The organism is Ruminococcus sp. D54t1_190329_F1 (genome assembly GCF_015551645.1).
In the GTDB taxonomy this organism is placed as follows: domain Bacteria; phylum Bacillota; class Clostridia; order Lachnospirales; family Lachnospiraceae; genus Blautia_A; species Blautia_A faecis.
Genome location: NZ_JADNDC010000037.1, coordinates 20060 through 40475, shown reverse-complemented (window position 1 = coordinate 40475; position 20416 = coordinate 20060). Strand labels below are relative to the sequence as shown.

Sequence of the window (20416 nt, the reverse complement as noted above, 5' to 3'; positions counted from 1 at the left end):
ATCAATATAACAAGCCCCAGCAAAAAGCCGGGGCTAATACTTCAATTATTTTAGGACATTTTCAAAAACGCTTGACAAAAATTTTTATTCTACTTTTTGAAGTTTTGACATATCCAATCCATGCCGGATCATCATCAGAATATCCCATTTTTAATTCTATGTACATTAAATTGTTAATCATTCTTATTCTCTCCTGATTCCAAATTTTGCAACATCTCAACAAACTGGAAGCTGTAAACCTGATTGTTCCTAAATTAACTGTGGCATACCATTGATAAACATATGCCATGCCTGTCATTTTTCGCACTAAGTTTCCATCCGTGCATTTCAACGATTTCTTTTGAGAGGGCAAGCCCTATTCCGCTGTTTCCGTTTTGTCCCGTATGAAAACGTTCAAACATATGGGAAAAATCCTCTGTGCTAAGTTCTCCTCCATCGTTCCAGATGGAAAGGACTTGATTTTTCCACGATATTTCGATTTGACTACACGCATATTTTACGGAATTAGTTATCAGGTTAGCAACAGCGTGTTCCAGCTTCTCCGGGTCTCCGTTGACATATCCTTCGTCCAGTTCTAACGATACTGAAAGGTTTCGCCTGTTCACAATTCCTTCAAGCGGCATCAAAATATCTTGAACCAGTGATGCCATTTCTATTGGTTCACACTTTAATGGTTCCGTACCGCTTTCCATTTTTGATAAATACAGGATATCCTCAATAAGTTTACTCATACGCTCCGTCTGAGACACTATCATTCTGCCCGCTTGAGAATAATCGGTAATGACTCCCATTTCAATCTCCTCCGCATATCCGCAAATTGCCATAAGCGGGGTTTTTAATTCATGAGATGTATTTTCAAAAAAGGTCTTCTGAGCTTTGTCATTTTGTTCAAGTTTTTTCCCGAGAAAATATCCAATGGCAGCACCGAGAGCGGCAATGACAAAAGCATCCAGCAAAATACCAAAACTGATTTCTTTTACGAGTTCTGGTTCGCCGGTAACATCCACATAAGCAAGTAATCTCTCATTGCCGTCTTCGTAATACTCTGTTCTGGCTTTCATATAATAAGTTGCTTCGTTAATTTTTGCCCTTTGTATTTTATCAGACGGGTGTGTTTCATACCAGTCAATAAGTTTCTTCTCTTTGGGTGTCAGAATCTGATATATGTCATCCCTGTTTTCTGAATCTGCCCCCATATATACAAGTGAGGCATAATATAAAGAGCCCGTATCATTTTCAGATTCGTAATTCAAATATTCGTCTGAATCCAAAGTAAAAGCGTATTTAATTGCCTTCTCAGCTCTCAGCTCTATTTTTTTATTAAAAACTATGTTCAGAATCAGCAGGCTCAAAAGCATGGCTGCCATAACGGCGGAACCTGTAAGTGCGGCAATTTTATAACGTGTCTTATTCATTACAATCCTCCAGTTTATAGCCATAGCCCCAGACAGCACTAATGCGAACTTTGCTGCCTGCTGTCTTCATTTTCTGCCTGACTCTTCTTACTGTCTCATCGACAACTCTGGTTTCTATCTCCGTAGAATCTATTCCCCATACTTTGTCGAGAATTTCATTCCGGGGAACTGCCGTTCCACCATGTTCCATAAGACATCCCAGAAGCGAAAATTCTGTCATAGTCAGACCAATATCATGTTCTTTCACAATGGCATTATGGTTCTCCCATGAAAAACACACATCACCAAAGGAAACATCTGCCTTTACCGGTATATTCATTTCAACTCTTCGGAACAACGCATTTACCCGGACAACAAGAAGTGACGGCGAAAATGGCTTAATCAGATAGTCATCCCCTCCATACATAAATCCCTTCATATGGTCAGACTCTGAATCCTTTGCCGTCAAAATAATAATAGGAACTGATGATATTGTCCTTAGCTTTTTACATATGGAAAGACCGTCTGAACCCGGCATCATAATATCAAGAATAACAAGATCACAGGGCTTCTCCTGAAAAGCAGAAAAGAGTGTATCACCATTCTTGTATGCTGTTACCTCATATCCGGCATTGGATAAAAATTCTGTGAGTATTTCTCGTATATCCTGTTCATCATCTGCCAAATAGATTTTTTTTGCCATATCTTTAACCCCATATGAGGGGAGTCCCTCAGAAATTCTGTGAGACTCCCCATATTATATCTTTCAAAATCAGTATATCTGTATTTTAGTTGCACCCTGCTTTCTCTTCAAGAGCGATTGCCTGTGCCTCCAAAGCATCAATCTCATCTAAATACTTCGCATAGCGAGAAGCAAATTCCTCTTCAGAGAGGTTATCAGAGCCGTTATAAATATTGTCATAGATTGCATCAATTTTATTGTAAATACCGTTAAGCTGATTGACTTCATCTTCGCTCAGATTTCCATAGTATCCCTCATACCACCCCGCTTTCTTTTCAAGCGTTTCAATCTGTGCGTTCAGTGATGTAATCTCGTCATCATACTTTGCATAGCGGGCTTCGATCTCATCGTCTGAAAGATCATCGTCCGTCCACACTTCCGCATCAATTTCTTCGATTCTTTCATATGCTTTCTGAAGCTGTTCTGCTTCCTCTGCGGTGAGCTTGCCTGTATCATACAGAGCACTATACTCATCCTCGGAATATTCATATTCCTCGTTGTCGATCCACCCAGCTTTTTTATCAAGCTCCTCAAGGCGATCCATGAGGGTATCGGTTTCATCCTGATACTGATCGTATCTGGCATAGATATCCTCATCAGAAAGACCATCTGCATCTTTCATTACCTCTTTGTCGATAGCGTCAAGTCGGTCATAAATGGAGTTAAACTCTTCAATCTCCTTCTGAGTGAGAGAACCATAATCTACATTTGTTTGTGTTACCTCTGATGTAGTCACTGTCTCATCCAGTGTCTCCTTCTGGGCAGCCATGGCAGGGATACCTGCGGATGTAGTCATTGCTGCTGCAAGTGCTATTACCATTCCTCTTTTGAATAATCTGTTCATCATTTTAGTTCCTCTTGATTTTTTATTTACCAGTTGTTCGGTATGGCTAAAGTATAGCTCAGGCAAATGTAAAAATATCCTTAGAACAGTCATGAAAATGTCAAGAAAGTGTAACAGCACAAGATTTCCTATAAAACCATATTTACTCTCGCCTCTTAAGGGTTACAATCTTTTTTCAAATACCCACAATTTTTCTAAATCTGCAATTCCGATTTACCTTCACTTTATTTTACCATAGTGCTTTCTAAAGTGCTATTCTAATATATACAAAAGTGTAAAAGAGCGATCTTTTCTCTCACCCTCACACATATACCATGTTTTTCAATATAATCTCTTCTGCACTAACTTTTATATTATTCATTAACCCAACCCACTTCATCTGATCCTGTACCTTTAATTCTTCAGTTACACCCTTTTTTCTTCCATCTGTTTCATAAGCATTTCCACCTGTTCTCTGGCTTCCTGATCTGTCTGATTCAGATGTTCATTCAGTTTCCCAGTCAATAACAGATACTGATACCTTGCTGATCTGTGTTCTTTTAAGAACTGCTTTCGTAACATTCCATATTTTCCATATGTCGGTTCTTCTTCGTTCAAAACCAGATCCGGCAAATAGTAATCTCCATGCAATGTATAACTCATTCCTTTTTTCTCATCATAAATCTGTTTTCTCATAGCTTTAAATCTCCAATCCTTTGTATTTTGTTTTATTCTTTTTACGTTGTTGGTTTTCCATCTGGCTCTTTTGAGTAGCCCATACCAACTGTCTCAGAACACTTCCCTTTGGCATTTGCTCCATTCGACGTTTTTCTTCCAATGCATTTTGTTCTTTAATGTCCTGCTGTACCACAGGCAGATATGCGAAGGTTTTCATTTTCTTCCCATACCTGCCTGTTTTTAATTTATTTGCTATTCTTTACAGCCTTATTTTAAACTTTTTACTCAACAGAAAAACCCCGGAAACCTTACGGTTCCGGGGTATCTTACGTTTGGACACATGTACCTTACGGTACTCAATATATATAATTTAAGATGTTATGCTAAATTATTCGATAACTGTAGCAACACGTCCTGATCCAACAGTACGTCCACCTTCACGATACTTTAATCCCGTTTTATCTCATATTTTTTATGGTTTTCTCTCCAAAATATAGTGAAAAACGGCTGATTTACACCATGTATTTTTATTCGCCTGATTTCTTGGCACCGTTTTGGCACCGGAAAATACTCAAAAAATTTTCTTCTACAGTTGCTGGATTCTGCTCTGCCAATTTTATATTGCACCGACAGTTTCAGACTGTTATAATCAGAACATGGGTGCTACCATAACGGTAGGCGGTTAGTCCTTCTCCAGAGGGACTGTGACCCTCTGATTACATAGAAACCTGTAAAGGAATCCAGTGGAAAGGAGGGCTAAGCCAATGAGTATTGTGGACTTCATAGCAGTAGTGAGCTTCGGCTTAACCTGCTTTAGTATCGGATATACATTAGGCAAAGATAATCATAAACCACAAAAATAACCGCCCCAGCCTGCAAACTGAACGGTTATTTTTGTAATCAATAAGTATGTGGACTAACCGTCTATCGGTAGCACTCTTTTTCTATAATCATATTAGCACGCATCTGTGGAAATGTCAAAAATTTTCTTCTTTCTCAACTACATCTATTTCCATACATTTTTACAACCTATTTCAAGTGTTCCTCAAAAATTGATTCGAGTTTCTTATTCCCCCTCAAGAATTCATACTCTTTCTTATTTTCAATTTCCGAATACAATTCACGAACAAAATTTTTTCCAAGTCCCGAAAAAGCTTTTCCCTGTGCAGTATCTTCATACCTGTAATACAAAGGGGATTGTGTCATATTCCAAGGCTTCTGTGATTCACTTAATAATCGCTTAATTAACTGGATACATTTTTCTACATCTTTTCGATATCCAGCAATCAGCAGATATGGAACTGTGTTGCCATAATTCCATAGTCCAAACAATGATATCATGTGATCTGTAATCTCAGCAATTTTCTCTGCTTTATCATGATTTCCTGTCTCTTCTTCCATTTCTATTAACTTATACAAGTAGCTTTGGATATTGATAACTGCCTGTAGCAATTTCCCTTCTAAGAATAATGCAGCAGTATCTGTTCCTTCCTGATGTGCTAATACACTTGTTTTCATAATCGTTGCATCAATTACAGTATCAGGAATTTTTTTCAAAAGGGCATTTGCTTCTTCATATTTCTCCATTTGGACATATTTTGTTGCAAGTATAAAAACGCTTGAATTTCTCACTCTTTCATCCTGACTATCTGCTGTTCGTTCCAGCCACTCAATAATAGCTGTATTATATTCCATTCGTTCTTCGTCATTAAGATCTGACAAAGTCAAAGATCCGTTCAGAACGGTTGCGATCGTATATATTAATAAGTCGCAATGAGGATACTCCTGTATTTTACGAGATGCCATCTCGAAAGCCTCTGTAAAGCTGTCCAATGAAACTTCCGAAAGTTCATTCACAAATTGTCCAATCTCTTTTTCTGTCAATTCTTCATGAAACGAAAACAATTCATTCATATCAATTTTCAATAGTCGTGCCAAAGCTGGAAGTAATGAGATATCGGGATATGTATTTCCCTTTTCCCATTTATTTACCGCTGGAGTAGAAACACCCAGATAATTTGCCACCTGTTCTTGTGTTAATCCCGCAGTTTTTCGATAGTTTTTTATCTGCTCACCAATACGCATTGTTCACACCTCCTGTCCTTATTTCCATTATAGCGTTCCCAATACATGTTTACAATTGAGCCTTTGTTTACTTATTACTTTCTTTTTTTAACTTTCAATTAATTTTCTCTAATATTTATATCATCAGCAACAAACTGCCCACAAGTTTAAGAACGGGCTACTAACCCTCAAACGACAGTGTATTACATTGCATCAACTAAACCAACCTTGTTATCCTGAATCACCACTCCTTCATCTTCGCTTCATGCCTATTTTTCATAATTTGCAACTGGTATATAATGACAGGGATTAGAAAAATCACAGCAACTATGCCTAAAATAACAGACCGATTTACAGTAGCAAATACCGCGAGCATAAGCATTAATAAAAGCCAGGGATTTCGCAAATTACTGTAATAATTTGCCCTATCTTCATAGGACGTATGAAGGTCAAAAGGTTTTCCATCATTTTCTTTTTCTACAATCAGCAATTCCCTGTTAAATGTTGTAGTGTTTGTTGCAACACGACCGCCAATTTCAGCCCACGGACGCCAGCGAACTTTACCAACAGAATAATTAAGATTGATATTTTTATAGAATACGGAATATCCCATTTCTTCCAAGAAATCATGGTAATCTTCAGCATTAGCTTTTGATTTTTGTCCTATAAACTCCACGCAATATTGAACTTGACCTGGCTTACATTTTTCAAATTCATAGAGTAATTTTCCCGTTCGAATAAGGCGATAACCTTTTTCAGCCATCTTATTCAGCCAGTTTTTCTGTACCGTTAATAGCCCACCAAAAAAACGATAACACTTTTTGCTCATAGTGTACCTCCTACAATTCCGCTTGCAATACCTACAAGTTCACGAAGTCTGATAAGTTCTTTTTCAGCTATCTCCTTTCCTTTTACAGTGATAAGATACTCTTTTTTTCTACCTTCACTATCTCCGAAAAGCTCAATCCATCCCTTTTCCAGCATTGAATTTAATGCACCATATAAAGTGCCTGCTCCCAATGAAAGCCGCCCACCTGTTTTTTCTTCAATGAACTGCATGACAGCATATCCGTGTTTAGGTGAATAGAGTGAAAGCAAAATATAGAATGTCACTTCTGTGAGTGCACCACTTTTCACATTATCCCTCATGGCATTCCCTCCTTATTACGGTTACTGTAATAACTATATCAGTAACCGTAATAAAAATCAAGAGATGTGAAATAAATCTTAATAAGCCGGATAGTATTATGCTTTTCCTGTTCAGTCCTTTACAAACAATACTTATATATAAAGTATTTCTCTCAACACCATTTCTTCTGCACTAGCTTTTATATTATTCATCAGTCTAACCCACTTCGTCCGATTCTGTACCTTTAATTCTTCAGTTACGCCCTGTTTTTCTGCCATCTGTTCCATAAGCATTTCCACCTGCTCTCTGCTCTCCTGATCAATTTGATTCAGGTGTTCCGTCAGCTTTCCAGTCAACAACAAATATTGATATTTTGCTAATCTGTGTTCCTTCAGAAACTGTTTCCTCAGCATTCCATATTTCCCATATATCGGTTCTTCTTCATTCAATACCAAATCCGGCAAATAATAATCTCCATGCAAAGTATAGCTTAATCCGTTCTTTTCATCATAAATGTGTGTTTCCATAATCTTATCTCTCCATTTCTCTGTTTTTTGATTTAGTTTTCTTACGCTGCTGATTCTCCATCTCGCTTTTTTTCATTCCCCATGCCAATCTTTCATGAATATTTCCCTTCGGCATTTGTTCCATCCGTCGCTTTTCTTCCAGGACTTTCTCGTTTTGAATATCCTGCTGTACTGCTGTATCTACAGTTTCTATTCCAAGAACACGCACAACACGATCATACCTATCAGAAACACCTTGTAATATATCTTTTTCTTCTGACAATTTCTGATTATCTTTACGTATATCATCCAGTTCTCTCTGAATAGCATTATATTTTTGTTTCACCTTTTGATATTTTCTCTTCCAACCTTCCACCTCTTTCGTGAGTTCTTTAACCTGAGCCGCCATTACAGCAACCTTATTCTTTATTTGAAGAAACAGTGGTTTAATTTTTTTATCTCGATAGGTTACTGCCCGTTCTAGCGTGCCCGCCTCCGGCAGTAACATTTTAACCGTTCCATATTCTTTGATTTCTTTGCTCACACTATCCATAATCGGTTGTAGCTGTTCTCTGCGATCTTCCAGGCTTTTTAGTTCTTTTTCTGCGCTCCCTGCCTTTTGTTCTGCTTCTTGCTTCGCCTTGATTGCCTGTTCCTTATCGTCTTTTAAATTCTGGATATCTGCTCTGGATTCTGCAATTTGTGCTGTTAATTCTTCTTTTTCAGCAGTTAGATGCTCTTTCTCCTGCTCCAATTCCTGTACTTCCTTTTTCCGTTCTTTTTTCTTGAAGTTATAGACATCCAGATGTTCCTCATGAGTACCTTTCTGTTCCCATTCAATTCCATACTGCTTTGCAGTCTCTGCCAGAACTTCTTTTTCATGATTTATCCACTGATTCAGTTCCGTATCATGCTTATTTCCACCTTGAAATCCAAGACTTTTTAATGCCTGTTTCAGTGAAACTCTGGTATCCATTCCTTTTCCTTTCCAGTCCGTCACATAAGGAATAAAGTCAATATGGAGATGTGGAGTAGCCTCATCCTGATGCAGATAGCAACTAAATACCCGAAGTGTCGGATTCCGTTTCTGGAAATCTTTTACATACTCATCCAGTACGTTTACAGCCAGATCTCCTGCTTCTGTTCCAACAGCCATATCTTCTCGGTTTCCAATCTGGAAAATCACTTCATGGAACAACTTTTCCTGTTTTCCTTGGCGAATCTTTTCATAATAATTTGTAATCTGCCGATCTTTTCTTTTCCCGACATTATACCGTTCTACAGCTTCATCAAACAGCTCTTTATAGACTTCTTTCAGATTCTCATTCCGGTAACAAATATTTAATTGCACTCTGTCTGGATCAACATTTTCTGCTATAAAATCTCGTCTGTTATGAGCCAGAGACCCTGTCCCGATCATACCACTGATTGTTCGTTTCATCGTCATATTCCTCACCCCGCTTTCTAAAACCAGTGCCAGACATGGCACATAAATTTGTATCTTTGCCAGCTATAGTATAAAAAGAAATATTCGCCGGATACGGCGGTTTTGTTACTTTTGTCAAAAGTAACGCAAAAGCACTTTCGACAGCCGTACCGTCCATCAAAAGTACCCTTGCGCCCTCCGGGGGTACAGAGACCTTTACTCCGGTATCCTTGCCCGAATATATTCCAAATCACCACAATACGGTGTCCCTACAAGATACCATTCTCTTGCAGGATTCATTTCCATTCTGGTCTGAAACCATTCATCATCAAGCAACACTTCCAGGTATTCTCCACAGTGAAATCCTGTATCAATCCATAGATCTGATGATAATAATCCATATCTTTTGTTATAACTGTTATATCCTAATCTTCCTTCTCTCATTGTGCCAATCTCCTTTCATCTACCGTTTCCGCAGGGGCGCCCTGAATCAGGGCTCCCTTTTGAAAATTCTCTTCTACGCCAGTCAACTCCCGACTACACCTTACCAACATTCTCCTTATCTGCTATCTACAGGTGCGTGACACGCTCCTGTAATAAAGTGTTCAGAAAGAACCTTTACCATCGAAAGTTCTCCGGTATTCCCCGTCTGTCCAGATATTCCTGCCGGAACTTTTCTCTTTCTTCTTCCGTTGGTGCTGTTTTGGATTTGCTGTATACTTCACGATTCACCATTGCATCCAGTTTTTTCTCCAATCCCAACCGGATTATTTCTTCACCATCGTAGTTATCCATCAAAAAATATTGCAAGAGCTGAAAGAATAACTCGTATGGAATCTGTACACTTTTATTTTGCATCTGTTCTCCTTTCAAGGTAGCAAGATTCCCTCTTCTTAAGAAATGGTAATCTTGCCATCTTCCATTTTTATTCTGGCAACATCCAATACCATTGCTTTCCACGTTTTACGGAATCAATTTCAAGTTCCCGTTTGGCGTTCCATAGCGTTTTACTTTTGATTCCTCTGGCTTCTGCTTCTTCTGCAATTTTCTTCTGAGTCATTCCTCCATTTGCCAGTATCTCAAGGAGAAATTCTTTTGCTTTCCGACTTTTCTGTCCTCTTCCGTCTCCATTAAGAAGTTCATCGGCACTGATATCATATTCTCCAATCCATTCAAACCCATTATTCTTATCCAGTCTGAATGCAATGGACGTTCCTTCCGGTGCAAGAGAACTCTTCGTATGACATACCACTCTTACTTCCGGTTCATCTTTCACTCGCCCGACAATCAAAACACTTCTTGCAGCAGCCTGAAAATCAATGGAGCCAAGTCCTCGATAAGAAGATTTGCCGTTGCTGTTTTTGTTCATATGACCGATTAAAATGACTGCACAGTGATATTTTTCTGACAGCACTGCGATACGCTTCATCAGTGGTCTGATCTCATTTGCCCTGTGCATATCTACGTCCGCTCCCAGAAAGCCCTGTATCGGATCAAGAACAACCATTTTTGCTTTTGTCTGCACGATTGCTTCTTCCAATCTGACATCTGCCATTGTCAGTGGCTGGTCACTGTCATCAATCACCAGCACCTTTGAACAATCTGCACCTGCAGCAAGTAATCTGGGTTTGATAGTATCTCCAAGTCCATCTTCTGCTGTCTGATAGATTACATTTACAGGTGACACAGAAGACTGTTCCTGCATATTATCTTCAGCATCTAAATCTTCATTCTCACTATCGACTTCATCACTTCGTTTTTCTTTTGTTTTCGTTGTATCAGTAACAGGAAGAATCGGCTCTCCTCTGGTCAGTTTTGCAATAATCTGAAGTACCATCGTTGTCTTGCCTTCTCCTGGATCTCCCTGTATAATGGTCACTTTTCCATAAGGAATAAACGGATAAAGCAGCCATTCTACCTGTTCCACCTCTACTGAATCCATATTGATCAGTTTCAGTTTTGGTTCTATTCTACAATTCTCAATTTTATTTTTTTCATTCATATTCATTCCATCATCTCCTCCTGCCCTTCCGGGCAAGTCTCTGATGAACAGATATTCGGGAATTGTCGTATTTCCCGATTCGTGATATACTGAATCTGCCAAGATGGTATATCAGTGAATCTGATTATCAGAGAACTTGCTCAGATTATTTATCTGGGCTTTTTCTTTTGCCTTTTCAACATTCATCTCTTTCTTCTCCCAATCCGGTAACAGCATTTCCATTTTCATTATCCAGAAGATTTGCAATCTTTCTCTGCTGATTTGGATAAAGATGTCCATAAGTGTTCAATGTGATACGAATATCTTTATGACCTAATCTGTCCCGAATCAATAACGGTTCCACACCTTTCTCAATAAGATAAGCCACATGGCTGTGCCTGATATCATGCACTCGAATTTTCTTCACTCCTGCCAGCTCAATCTGCCGTTTCATCTTATGCTGTACCGCTTCTTGAACAACCGGAAATAATCTTTCTGTATCCGGCATTCCGTAATGACCATCTACAAATTCCTTAATTTCCTCTTTCAGAAATTCCGGAATTTCGATTGTCCGAAAGGACTGTTTTGTTTTCGGTTCTGTGATAATATCCTGCATTCCTGTCCGGTAATAAGTCTTATTGATACTAAGCTGATTCTTTTCAAAATTGATATCAGCTTTTGTAATCGCAAGCAGCTCCCCGATCCTGCATCCAGTCCAGAACAGCATCTCAAACATAAGATAATATCTTGTTCCCGGCTCCATTGTCTGTATAAACTGTTTGTACTCGTCCAGTGTCCAGAAGTTCAAACTTCTTGAATCTGAATTTCCCATTCGTTTCACTTTCTTGCATGGATTAACCGGCAAGTCATAGATTTTAGCTGCATGTGTAAACAGACTGGTCAACTGATTCTGAATCATTCTCAGATAAGAATCTGAATAGCCTTTTTTCTGAATTTCATTCTGCCACTGAATAATCTGTGAAGCCTTGATTTCACTCATCATCTGATTTCCGAAGTATGGAACGATATGCTGTTGCATCATATATCTTTTATTTTTGATTGTTCGATCTTTCAGATCATTTTGTTTGTCTGAAAAATAAATCTCAATAAAATCGCTCAGCTTCATATCCATACTTCGCTCATTGCTCAACTTTTTGCTTCGTTCAAACTCCAATGCTTCTCGCTTTGTTTCAAATCCACGCTTTCTGCGTTTTTTCTTCTCACCCATGACATTTGTCTCAAACCACTGGGCTGTCCATTTTTTTGTGTCTTTTTCTCTGTAAGCCATATTGATCCTCCCTAATTTCCTGCTATTTCATAGCCATACATCTTTTTTGCCCAAAACGCCTTTGGTATTCTGCCAGCCATCGTAATATATCCCTGTGCAGATAATTCTTTATTCATAGCTTTCACCAGTTTATAGGCATGAGATTTTGAGCAGTTTAATTCCTGTGCCACTTCATCAGCACTCATCATATAATTGTAACTTGCCATATTGCCTCCTCCTTTCCTCTCCAGATATAGAATACGTTTACTGTATTTCTATATCTGTACGATTTTCGTAAATTGATAATATCATGTATTTCTATCGTTGTCAATATTTCGTAAACACATTTTTACGAACTTCGTACACTATTTTTTCTTTATTTTATTCCACGTCTGTGTTATGATATTTTATAGATTTATGTTTTTCGTAATTTTCTAATATATGAAAAAGGAGGATTCTATGGGTGACGGTAAAAATTTAAAGAAATATCTTGATGAAAAAGGCACAAATGTCCGCAAAATTGCAAAGGCAACCGGAATCAGTGCTACAACCTTATATTCAATTATTCAAAAAGATTCCAATATTCGATTTGATTTTGCATTAAGACTTGCGAATGAATTGCAAATTGATGTGAATGAGATATGTTCTGCCAGTCCATTTTCTGGCACAATTAAGGAAGAAGAGATTTATCCTACACTTCCAGACGGTTTGAACGGAGCATTAGATGCAAGTCGTGTAAAGACTTACTTAAAAAATTCCATGTATCCGCTGATGTACCTTTTCGGTAAGAACAGTATGCCTGATGTAGATAATCTGCTTACATCATTCTATCAGCTTGATGATGAAGCCAGACAAGAGGTTGTGGAAACAATACGTCTGAAGCTGCAATATCATCGTGATCCGGAACGTGCTGAACAGATCAAACAGATCAAAGGCTGGTAAAAAAATTACTCCTGTGAATAGCAAACATTCGCAGGAGTTTCTTTTTGGCACCGTTTTGGCACCGCTAGCCTTATTTTTCAATTTTAAATTTATCCGTATTTCATCTTGCTGATAAATATTTCACTGTTTCTAATCTGATAAATTTACGAACAATTCTTTTCTTAGAGTACAGAAAAACCCCGGAAACCTTGCGGTTCCGGGGTATCTTACGTTTGGACACAACGTTATCTTACGATAACAAATCTATATTCAGATTGTATTACTCGATGATTGTAGCAACACGTCCTGATCCTACAGTACGTCCACCTTCACGGATAGCGAAAGTAAGACCCTGGCTCATAGCGATTGGGTGGATCAGTTCGATTGTCATCTCGATGTTATCTCCAGGCATGCACATCTCTGTTCCTTCTGGAAGGCTGATAACACCTGTAACGTCTGTTGTTCTGAAGTAGAACTGTGGACGATAGTTGTTGAAGAATGGTGTATGACGGCCACCCTCGTCTTTAGTCAGAACGTAAACCTGAGCTGTGAATTTTGTATGGCATGTGATTGTTCCTGGTTTAGCAAGAACCTGTCCACGCTCGATCTCGTTTCTCTGAACACCACGAAGAAGTGCTCCGATGTTATCACCAGCCTGAGCCTCATCAAGAAGTTTACGGAACATCTCGATACCAGTTACAACTACTTTACGAGTCTCTTCTTTGATACCAACGATCTCAACCTCATCAGATACGTGAAGAACACCAGCCTCTACTCTACCAGTAGCAACTGTTCCACGTCCTGTGATAGAGAATACATCCTCTACAGGCATAACGAATGGTTTATCTGTGTCACGCTGTGGATCTGGGATATAGCTGTCAACAGCATCCATAAGATCCATGATTCTGTCGCCCCACTCACCAGCTGGATCCTCAAGAGCTTTAAGAGCAGAACCTTTGATTACCGGGATATCATCTCCTGGGAAGTCATACTCGGAAAGAAGCTCACGAATCTCCATCTCAACCAGCTCAAGAAGCTCTTCATCGTCAACCATATCACATTTGTTCATGAATACAACGATGTAAGGAACACCAACCTGACGAGCAAGAAGAACGTGCTCTTTAGTCTGAGCCATAACACCATCGGTAGCTGCTACAACAAGGATAGCACCATCCATCTGAGCTGCACCAGTGATCATGTTCTTAACGTAGTCAGCATGTCCTGGGCAGTCAACGTGTGCATAATGTCTCTTCTCTGTCTGATACTCAACGTGTGCTGTAGAAATTGTGATACCACGCTCTCTTTCCTCTGGAGCTTTATCGATATCTTCGAAGTTCTCTACTACGTTTCCTGGAACTCTTTCAGCAAGAACTTTTGTGATAGCTGCTGTTAAAGTTGTTTTACCATGGTCAACGTGTCCAATAGTACCAATGTTACAATGCGGTTTTGTTCTCTCAAACTTAGCCTTTGCCATTTTAAAATGTCCTCCTTGATTAGTTGGCTCATTCTCTATAAAAATAGAGCGCCATATCGATTTTAAACTTGCTATCCTTGATTATATTGCAAATCAAGGATATTTGCAAGCTTTTTATTGTTTCATGTGAAATCCTGATTCAGCCTGTAGTTAAATCAGTCTTTCTTTGCCAGAACTTTTTCCTGAACACTCTTTGGAACTGGCTCGTATTTCTCGAAGAACATGGAGTAGTTACCACGTCCCTGAGTTCTGGAACGAAGATCTGTTGCATATCCGAACATTTCGGAAAGCGGAACATATCCACGGATCATCTTACCTCCGCCGATATCATCCATACCTTCGATACGACCACGACGGGAGTTGATATCACCGATAACATCACCCATGTAATCCTCTGGTGTGGTTACTTCAACCTTCATGATAGGCTCAAGAAGGATTGGAGCTGCCTTCTGCATAGCATCCTTGAATGCAAGAGAACCTGCAATGTGGAATGCCATCTCAGAAGAATCGACTTCATGATAAGATCCATCGTATACATTTGCATGTACACCAACAACCGGATATCCACCAAGGATACCAGCCTTCATAGCCTCTTCGATACCTTCTCCTACAGCCGGGATATATTCCTTCGGAATAGCACCGCCGACAACAGTAGACTCGAACTTGTACAGTTCTTCGCCGTTGGCATCCATAGGCTCGAATTTAACTTTACAGTGACCATACTGTCCACGACCACCGGACTGTTTAGCATATTTACTGTCTACGTCAACAGCCTTGGTGATTGTCTCTTTGTAAGCAACCTGAGGAGCACCTACGTTAGCCTCTACGTGGAACTCACGAAGAAGACGGTCAACGATGATCTCAAGGTGAAGCTCACCCATACCAGCGATAATGGTCTGTCCTGTTTCCTGATCTGTATGTGCACGGAAGGTCGGATCCTCTTCTGCAAGTTTTGCAAGAGCCTCACCAAGTTTGCCCTGTCCTGCTTTTGTCTTAGGCTCGATAGCCAGCTCGATAACTGGTTCCGGGAACTCCATGGACTCAAGGATTACTGGATGCTGCTCATCACAGATTGTATCACCAGTTGTGGTGAATTTGAATCCGATAGCTGCAGCAATATCACCGGAGTAAACCTTATCAAGCTCCATACGCTTGTTAGCATGCATCTGAAGGATACGGCCAACACGCTCTTTTTTGCCCTTTGTAGAGTTATATACATAGGATCCGGAATTCATTGTTCCTGAATATACACGGAAATATGCAAGTTTTCCAACGAATGGGTCTGTCATGATCTTGAATGCCAGAGCGGAGAACGGCTCTTCATCAGAAGAATGTCTCACGGTCGGGTTTCCATCCATGTCAACACCATCAATTGGTGGAATATCTGTTGGAGCAGGCATGTACTCCAGGATAGCGTCCAGAAGTTTCTGAACACCTTTGTTTCTATATGCAGAACCGCAGCATACCGGAACAGCTGTACACTCGCATGTACCTTTTCTCAGAGCTGCTTTCAGTCTGTCTGTGCTTGGCTCTTCGCCCTCAAGATATTCCATCATGAGATCGTCATCCAGCTCACAGATCTTCTCGATCAGTTCTGTATGATAAAGCTCAGCATCTTCTTTCATGTCTTCCGGGATATCGGTGATAGTGATATCATCGCCCTTCTCATCATTGTAGATGTAAGCTTTCATTTCGAATAAGTCGATGATTCCCTTGAAGTCATCTTCTTTTCCGATTGGCAGCTGCAGGCAGATTGCATTTTTACCAAGACGAGTCTTGATCTGCTCTACTGCGCCGTAGAAGTTTGCACCAAGGATGTCCATCTTATTGATGAATGCCATACGTGGTACATTGTAGGTATCAGCCTGACGCCAAACGTTCTCAGACTGTGGCTCAACACCACCCTTTGCACAGAATACGCCGACAGCGCCATCCAGTACACGAAGGGAACGCTCAACCTCAACAGTAAAGTCTACGTGGCCTGGGGTATCAATGATGTTGATACGATGCTCCAAAGCGCCTGGCTTCGGTTTGCAGTTCTCTTCCAGTGTCCAGTGACATGTTGTTGCAGCGGATGTGATTGTGATACCACGCTCCTGCTCCTGCTCCATCCAGTCCATGGTAGCAGTACCTTCATGAGTATCACCAATCTTGTAGTTGACACCTGTATAGTACAGAATTCGTTCTGTAAGAGTTGTCTTACCTGCATCGATATGAGCCATAATACCAATGTTTCTGGTTCTCTCGAGCGGGTATTCTCTACCTTCTTTTCCAGCCAATGGATTTTCCTCCTTGATTAGAAGCGATAGTGAGCAAATGCTTTATTTGCTTCAGCCATCTTATGCATGTCTTCTTTCCTCTTTACAGATGCTCCGGTGTTATTGGCTGCATCCATAAGCTCGTTAGCCAGTTTCTCTTCCATGGTCTTCTCGCCTCTCTTGCGGGAGAACATGGTGATCCAGCGAAGAGCCAGAGCCTGACGTCTGTCAGCTCTTACCTCGATCGGAACCTGATAAGTAGCTCCACCGATACGTCTTGCTTTAACTTCAAGCTGAGGCATTACGTTGTTCATTGCCTCTTCAAATACTTCAATTGCTGGCTTGCCAGATTTTTCTTCCATTCTGGCGAATGCTCCGTAAACAATTTTCTGTGCAACACCTTTCTTACCATCTAACATGATGTTATTGATAAGCTTTGTAACAACTTTATTGTTGTACATCGGGTCTGCCAGAACGTCTCTTTTCTGAGTATGTCCTTTACGTGGCACGTTACTTCCCTCCTTAATCATCCTGATTATCTCATCGGTACTCACGCAGTAAACTATTGCATGTTCGCACTGGTAATGGTCCTATATTTAACCCGCAACCGACAGGGTATATGGAATACCGTACAAATCTCTATAGTCTCCGCAGCAATACGGATGGATTATTTTTTAACTTTCGGTCTCTTAGCGCCGTATTTGGAACGGGCCTGTTTTCTGTTAGCAACACCTGCGGTATCAAGAGTACCTCTGATGATGTGGTATCTTGTACCAGGTAAGTCCTTAACCCTTCCTCCACGGATCAGAACAACGCTATGCTCCTGAAGGTTGTGACCTTCTCCTGGGATGTAGCTTGTTACTTCGATTCCGTTGGAAAGACGAACTCTGGCGATTTTTCTAAGAGCTGAGTTAGGCTTCTTAGGAGTAGCTGTTTTAACAGCTGTGCAAACGCCACGTTTCTGTGGTGCAGACTGCTCAACTGCTTTCTTTCTTAAAGAGTTATAAGTTCTCTGCAGAGCCGGAGCTGTAGATTTCTTAACAGCTGTCTGGCGTCCTTTTCTTACTAACTGGTTGAATGTTGGCATTCCATTTCACCTCCCGATTTATTTCTCCATAGATTGTTCTATGGGGTTTCCTTGCGGTTGCTATTATCTTAGTAAGCGCGGAAAAAAATGCCTTATTTCGCACGCTTTTTGATTATATCCTGTCTGCATATCTCTGTCAAGGTGTTTTTCATCAATTTTTCCTTATTTTTTCAAGGTTTTTACAATTTATCACGATGAATTATAAATAGGTTTCTTCTTATTAAAATGTATTTTATTATCAAGCTGTGGTAAATGAATTCAGATGAAATATACATAAACCAGATGTGCGAAATTGCGTGAACAAATTTTTCACCTTCTTTAAGAACAGTTGTGAAAACCCAACTTTACATTGCATTCACGTCTCCGCATTATTATAATAAGAAAAAAAGAACTGTTCAGTACCTTCTCAGTATACGCTTTGTAGAATACTGCCAGCTGAATAGTTAAAAAATCATTACGAACAGGAGCATACATATGCGTTTTCCAAAAGCAATTGCTAAATCCAAGGGATTCTCCCGGATTTTTGCATTTGGACTCATAATTTTTTCCGGAGCAGGACTTATAAATCTGTGCACAGTCTGTGCAGAGACCACTGACGAGCTTCAGGGGCCGCCTGTGGTCCAGTCACATATAATCGGTATTGATCCCGGTCATCAGGGTCCAAATGTGGATATGAGTGACCTTGAACCTCTTGGTCCAGGTTCCACAGAAATGAAAGCCAAAGCCTCAACAGGAACCCAGGGAACTTTTTCCGGTCTGCCTGAATACCAGCTGAATCTGGATGTTTCTTTGAAGCTGCAGCAGATTCTGGAAGACCGTGGCTATCAAACAGTTCTCACCAGAACGGATAATGATACTGCCATCAGCAATAAAGAGCGAGCTGAATATGTAGCTGGACAGGGGGCTGAGGTTTACGTGCGCATCCACGCCAATGGTGCTGAGTCTTCCTCTGCTGCCGGTGCACTTACCATTTCTCCCTCCTCTTCCAATCCTTATGTATCCCAGCTCTATGATGATTCCAACAGCCTTTCCCAGTGCATTCTGGATGCCTATTGTGACGCAACCGGATTTGAAAACCGCGGCGTAACATATGCCGACAATATGACTGGAATCAACTGGAGCACCATTCCGGTAACTATTGTGGAAATGGGATTTATGACCAATGAATCTGACGATCTGAAAATGAGTGATCCGGATTTTCAGGACACAATGGCATCCGGAATCGCTGATGGGATTGATGCATATTTTGAGGAAAAATAAATCTGGATTTACTGCCATAAAATAATGTCTCTTCCAGATATTTCATCGATTCGAAAGGAGAACTTATGAAAAATAATAGAAAGAAACAAACCTCTTCTTATCTGCTGATTTTTCTTGGCATTGTCGCTGCTTTACTGATTCTTATCATTCTTTACCTTACTTTCTTCAGAAAGGACAGCCAGAGCAGTATTAATCTGACAAAAAATGATTCAGCAACAGACCAGACTGAAGATTTCACTGACGGTGAAACTTTCGGATTTACCTCTGGTGACGAGACTTCTGATGACGCCGACCAGAGCGGCTTTATTTCTGATGATGGAAGTTCCGACAGCGAAGCTTCTACTGATGATTCTTCTGGCCAGGGGCCTTCCCAGAGAGAAAGTGCAGGGCCTGTACAGTCTTCTCCAGCTCCGGAGGAAATAACGGTTCCTTATCAGACTCCTGCTGCCAATGCAGAACCAATAGATCCTTCCCAGTCATCCGGTTCCGACTCCTCTCAGACAACAGATGGCACTTCCCAGGGAAAAAAAGATTCTTCCATGACAGCTATTACTCCTGAACTTTCTGATGATGGCACCATCTCTCCCTCCCACGGAAGTTCTGCTTTTGACAACAAGTCCGATGAAAAGATAAATACTCTGGTCACTCAGGTCCAGTCCCAGCTTCCTGGGGCAAACGGTTCCTGGAGTGTTTATATCTGTGACCTTGCAGACGGCTCAGAGGCTACGATCAATGATTCCCCTATGCAGGCAGCCAGCCTGATCAAGCTTTTCATTATGGGTGCAGTATATGAGAATTATGATTCTTTGTCCCAGCAGTATGGTTCTGCCACCCTGGATTCTTATCTGACACCAATGATCACAGTCAGCGACAATGACGCGGCAAACAGTCTGGTTTCCTGCCTGGGAGGTGGCGACAGCACTGCAGGTATGCAGAAGGTAAATAGTTTCTGTCAGTCTCACGGCTACACCAATACTTCCATGGGACGACTGCTTCTTGCCAGCAACGAATTCGGAGATAATTATACTTCTGCCTATGACTGTGGAAAATTCCTGAAAGAGATTTACCAGATCTGCTCTGGTACTACTCAGACACCCAGCCTTTTACATGCAGAAGAAATGTATTCCCTTCTAAAACAGCAGCAACGTACTAACAAGATTCCAGCAGCCCTGCCAGAGGGTGTCAGCGTTGCCAACAAAACCGGTGAGCTTTCCGATGTAGAAAATGATGCCGGAATCCTGTACAACGCACAGGGTGGAAACGATCTGGTCATCGTCTTCCTTTCCCAGAACCTCTCCAGCCCGGGAGAAGCCCAGAATACAATTGCACAGCTTAGCCGCAGTATTTATCTCTACTATAATGATTAACCTTAATTGCTATTAAAAATGCGCAGTGCCTCCAAACAA

General features: G+C 40.5%; 22 protein-coding genes and 1 pseudogene. 4 read left to right on the top strand and 19 right to left on the bottom strand.

The features are described 5' to 3' along the window. Nucleotides 1–197, top strand: a 197-nt coding sequence (locus I2D69_RS19850; RefSeq protein ID WP_207739541.1) for a hypothetical protein, incomplete at its 5' end; no start/stop codon positions are given. Nucleotides 198–254: 57 nt separating this feature from the next. Here the strand turns inward: I2D69_RS19850 and I2D69_RS15635 are convergent. The 15 genes and pseudogenes from I2D69_RS15635 to I2D69_RS15565 form a co-directional block, all read right to left on the bottom strand. Further along, nucleotides 255–1367, bottom strand: coding sequence for a HAMP domain-containing sensor histidine kinase (locus tag I2D69_RS15635; protein WP_195380203.1), 1113 nt, complete (start codon nucleotides 1365–1367; stop codon nucleotides 255–257). 40 nt (nucleotides 1368–1407) lie between these two features. Continuing rightward, nucleotides 1408–2097 (bottom strand): response regulator transcription factor, encoded by a 690-nt coding sequence (locus I2D69_RS15630; RefSeq protein WP_195380202.1) that lies wholly within the window; start codon nucleotides 2095–2097, stop codon nucleotides 1408–1410. 85 nt (nucleotides 2098–2182) lie between these two features. Beyond that, a complete protein-coding gene (locus I2D69_RS15625) occupies nucleotides 2183–2983 on the bottom strand; it encodes a hypothetical protein (RefSeq protein WP_195380201.1) in 801 nt (266 codons plus the stop codon). A 298-nt stretch (nucleotides 2984–3281) separates the two neighbouring features. Continuing rightward, a pseudogene (locus I2D69_RS15620) lies at nucleotides 3282–3655 on the bottom strand (TnpV protein). 4 nt (nucleotides 3656–3659) lie between these two features. Continuing rightward, the gene (locus tag I2D69_RS15615; RefSeq protein ID WP_195380200.1) at nucleotides 3660–3854 is read right to left on the bottom strand and encodes a hypothetical protein; all 195 of its coding nucleotides are present in this window, start codon (nucleotides 3852–3854) and stop codon (nucleotides 3660–3662) included. Between the two features lie 812 nt (nucleotides 3855–4666). After that, nucleotides 4667–5722 carry a helix-turn-helix transcriptional regulator gene (locus tag I2D69_RS15610; RefSeq protein ID WP_004850576.1) on the bottom strand — a complete coding sequence of 352 codons (1056 nt, stop codon included), beginning with the start codon at nucleotides 5720–5722 and terminating at the stop codon, nucleotides 4667–4669. 220 nt (nucleotides 5723–5942) lie between these two features. Further along, nucleotides 5943–6530: a DUF2812 domain-containing protein gene (locus tag I2D69_RS15605; protein ID WP_004850578.1), complete on the bottom strand. Its 588-nt coding sequence runs from the start codon at nucleotides 6528–6530 to the stop codon at nucleotides 5943–5945. Continuing rightward, nucleotides 6527–6850, bottom strand: coding sequence for a PadR family transcriptional regulator (locus I2D69_RS15600; protein WP_004850579.1), 324 nt, complete (start codon nucleotides 6848–6850; stop codon nucleotides 6527–6529). The genes I2D69_RS15605 and I2D69_RS15600 overlap by 4 nt, the downstream gene beginning before the upstream one ends. A gap of 132 nt (nucleotides 6851–6982) precedes the next feature. Next, entirely contained in the window at nucleotides 6983–7357 is a 375-nt protein-coding gene (locus I2D69_RS15595) for a TnpV protein (protein WP_004850581.1), read from the bottom strand. 4 nt (nucleotides 7358–7361) lie between these two features. Next, nucleotides 7362–8777 carry a plasmid recombination protein gene (locus tag I2D69_RS15590; RefSeq protein ID WP_015541741.1) on the bottom strand — a complete coding sequence of 472 codons (1416 nt, stop codon included), beginning with the start codon at nucleotides 8775–8777 and terminating at the stop codon, nucleotides 7362–7364. Between the two features lie 201 nt (nucleotides 8778–8978). Further along, nucleotides 8979–9206: a DUF5348 domain-containing protein gene (locus tag I2D69_RS15585; protein WP_173699593.1), complete on the bottom strand. Its 228-nt coding sequence runs from the start codon at nucleotides 9204–9206 to the stop codon at nucleotides 8979–8981. A gap of 174 nt (nucleotides 9207–9380) precedes the next feature. Next, the gene (locus tag I2D69_RS15580; protein WP_004850590.1) at nucleotides 9381–9620 is read right to left on the bottom strand and encodes a hypothetical protein; all 240 of its coding nucleotides are present in this window, start codon (nucleotides 9618–9620) and stop codon (nucleotides 9381–9383) included. Nucleotides 9621–9687: 67 nt separating this feature from the next. After that, nucleotides 9688–10764: an AAA family ATPase gene (locus I2D69_RS15575; protein ID WP_082428273.1), complete on the bottom strand. Its 1077-nt coding sequence runs from the start codon at nucleotides 10762–10764 to the stop codon at nucleotides 9688–9690. 175 nt (nucleotides 10765–10939) lie between these two features. Further along, nucleotides 10940–12031 (bottom strand): site-specific integrase, encoded by a 1092-nt coding sequence (locus I2D69_RS15570; protein ID WP_004850597.1) that lies wholly within the window; start codon nucleotides 12029–12031, stop codon nucleotides 10940–10942. Between the two features lie 11 nt (nucleotides 12032–12042). Continuing rightward, complete coding sequence (locus tag I2D69_RS15565) at nucleotides 12043–12237, bottom strand: hypothetical protein (protein ID WP_004850599.1); 195 nt, start codon at nucleotides 12235–12237, stop codon at nucleotides 12043–12045. Between the two features lie 232 nt (nucleotides 12238–12469). Here I2D69_RS15565 and I2D69_RS15560 point away from each other — a divergent pair, with 232 nt between their 5' ends. Next, the gene (locus I2D69_RS15560) at nucleotides 12470–12952 is read left to right on the top strand and encodes a helix-turn-helix transcriptional regulator (RefSeq protein WP_015541737.1); all 483 of its coding nucleotides are present in this window, start codon (nucleotides 12470–12472) and stop codon (nucleotides 12950–12952) included. Between the two features lie 259 nt (nucleotides 12953–13211). Here the strand turns inward: I2D69_RS15560 and tuf are convergent, their stop codons facing one another. The 4 genes from tuf to rpsL form a co-directional block, all read right to left on the bottom strand. Further along, entirely contained in the window at nucleotides 13212–14405 is a 1194-nt protein-coding gene (gene tuf / locus I2D69_RS15555) for an elongation factor Tu (protein ID WP_195380199.1), read from the bottom strand. 155 nt (nucleotides 14406–14560) lie between these two features. Beyond that, entirely contained in the window at nucleotides 14561–16684 is a 2124-nt protein-coding gene (fusA, locus tag I2D69_RS15550; protein WP_226815287.1) for an elongation factor G, read from the bottom strand. 17 nt (nucleotides 16685–16701) lie between these two features. Beyond that, nucleotides 16702–17172 (bottom strand): 30S ribosomal protein S7, encoded by a 471-nt coding sequence (rpsG, locus tag I2D69_RS15545; protein WP_207664929.1) that lies wholly within the window; start codon nucleotides 17170–17172, stop codon nucleotides 16702–16704. A gap of 158 nt (nucleotides 17173–17330) precedes the next feature. Further along, entirely contained in the window at nucleotides 17331–17750 is a 420-nt protein-coding gene (rpsL, locus tag I2D69_RS15540; RefSeq protein WP_117854826.1) for a 30S ribosomal protein S12, read from the bottom strand. A gap of 474 nt (nucleotides 17751–18224) precedes the next feature. Here rpsL and I2D69_RS15535 point away from each other — a divergent pair, with 474 nt between their 5' ends. Both I2D69_RS15535 and I2D69_RS20270 read left to right on the top strand, forming a co-directional pair. Beyond that, a complete protein-coding gene (locus I2D69_RS15535; RefSeq protein ID WP_195380198.1) occupies nucleotides 18225–19010 on the top strand; it encodes an N-acetylmuramoyl-L-alanine amidase in 786 nt (261 codons plus the stop codon). 65 nt (nucleotides 19011–19075) lie between these two features. Further along, nucleotides 19076–20377: a serine hydrolase gene (locus I2D69_RS20270; protein WP_227199154.1), complete on the top strand. Its 1302-nt coding sequence runs from the start codon at nucleotides 19076–19078 to the stop codon at nucleotides 20375–20377. The last annotated feature ends 39 nt before the right edge of the window (nucleotides 20378–20416 follow it).

What these genes read in the sequence shown, in the direction of transcription:
- I2D69_RS15635 (WP_195380203.1), bottom strand. Translation starts at nt 1,367, where the DNA reads ATGGCAGCCATGCTTTTGAGCCTGCTGATTCTGAACATAGTTTTTAAT.
- I2D69_RS15630 (WP_195380202.1), bottom strand. Translation starts at nt 2,097, where the DNA reads ATGGCAAAAAAAATCTATTTGGCAGATGATGAACAGGATATACGAGAA.
- I2D69_RS15625 (WP_195380201.1), bottom strand. Translation starts at nt 2,983, where the DNA reads ATGATGAACAGATTATTCAAAAGAGGAATGGTAATAGCACTTGCAGCA.
- I2D69_RS15615 (WP_195380200.1), bottom strand. Translation starts at nt 3,854, where the DNA reads ATGAAAACCTTCGCATATCTGCCTGTGGTACAGCAGGACATTAAAGAA.
- I2D69_RS15610 (WP_004850576.1), bottom strand. Translation starts at nt 5,722, where the DNA reads ATGCGTATTGGTGAGCAGATAAAAAACTATCGAAAAACTGCGGGATTA.
- I2D69_RS15605 (WP_004850578.1), bottom strand. Translation starts at nt 6,530, where the DNA reads ATGAGCAAAAAGTGTTATCGTTTTTTTGGTGGGCTATTAACGGTACAG.
- I2D69_RS15600 (WP_004850579.1), bottom strand. Translation starts at nt 6,850, where the DNA reads ATGAGGGATAATGTGAAAAGTGGTGCACTCACAGAAGTGACATTCTAT.
- I2D69_RS15595 (WP_004850581.1), bottom strand. Translation starts at nt 7,357, where the DNA reads ATGGAAACACACATTTATGATGAAAAGAACGGATTAAGCTATACTTTG.
- I2D69_RS15590 (WP_015541741.1), bottom strand. Translation starts at nt 8,777, where the DNA reads ATGAAACGAACAATCAGTGGTATGATCGGGACAGGGTCTCTGGCTCAT.
- I2D69_RS15585 (WP_173699593.1), bottom strand. Translation starts at nt 9,206, where the DNA reads ATGAGAGAAGGAAGATTAGGATATAACAGTTATAACAAAAGATATGGA.
- I2D69_RS15580 (WP_004850590.1), bottom strand. Translation starts at nt 9,620, where the DNA reads ATGCAAAATAAAAGTGTACAGATTCCATACGAGTTATTCTTTCAGCTC.
- I2D69_RS15575 (WP_082428273.1), bottom strand. Translation starts at nt 10,764, where the DNA reads ATGAATGAAAAAAATAAAATTGAGAATTGTAGAATAGAACCAAAACTG.
- I2D69_RS15570 (WP_004850597.1), bottom strand. Translation starts at nt 12,031, where the DNA reads ATGGCTTACAGAGAAAAAGACACAAAAAAATGGACAGCCCAGTGGTTT.
- I2D69_RS15565 (WP_004850599.1), bottom strand. Translation starts at nt 12,237, where the DNA reads ATGGCAAGTTACAATTATATGATGAGTGCTGATGAAGTGGCACAGGAA.
- I2D69_RS15560 (WP_015541737.1), top strand. Translation starts at nt 12,470, where the DNA reads ATGGGTGACGGTAAAAATTTAAAGAAATATCTTGATGAAAAAGGCACA.
- tuf (WP_195380199.1), bottom strand. Translation starts at nt 14,405, where the DNA reads ATGGCAAAGGCTAAGTTTGAGAGAACAAAACCGCATTGTAACATTGGT.
- rpsL (WP_117854826.1), bottom strand. Translation starts at nt 17,750, where the DNA reads ATGCCAACATTCAACCAGTTAGTAAGAAAAGGACGCCAGACAGCTGTT.
- I2D69_RS15535 (WP_195380198.1), top strand. Translation starts at nt 18,225, where the DNA reads ATGCGTTTTCCAAAAGCAATTGCTAAATCCAAGGGATTCTCCCGGATT.
- I2D69_RS20270 (WP_227199154.1), top strand. Translation starts at nt 19,076, where the DNA reads ATGAAAAATAATAGAAAGAAACAAACCTCTTCTTATCTGCTGATTTTT.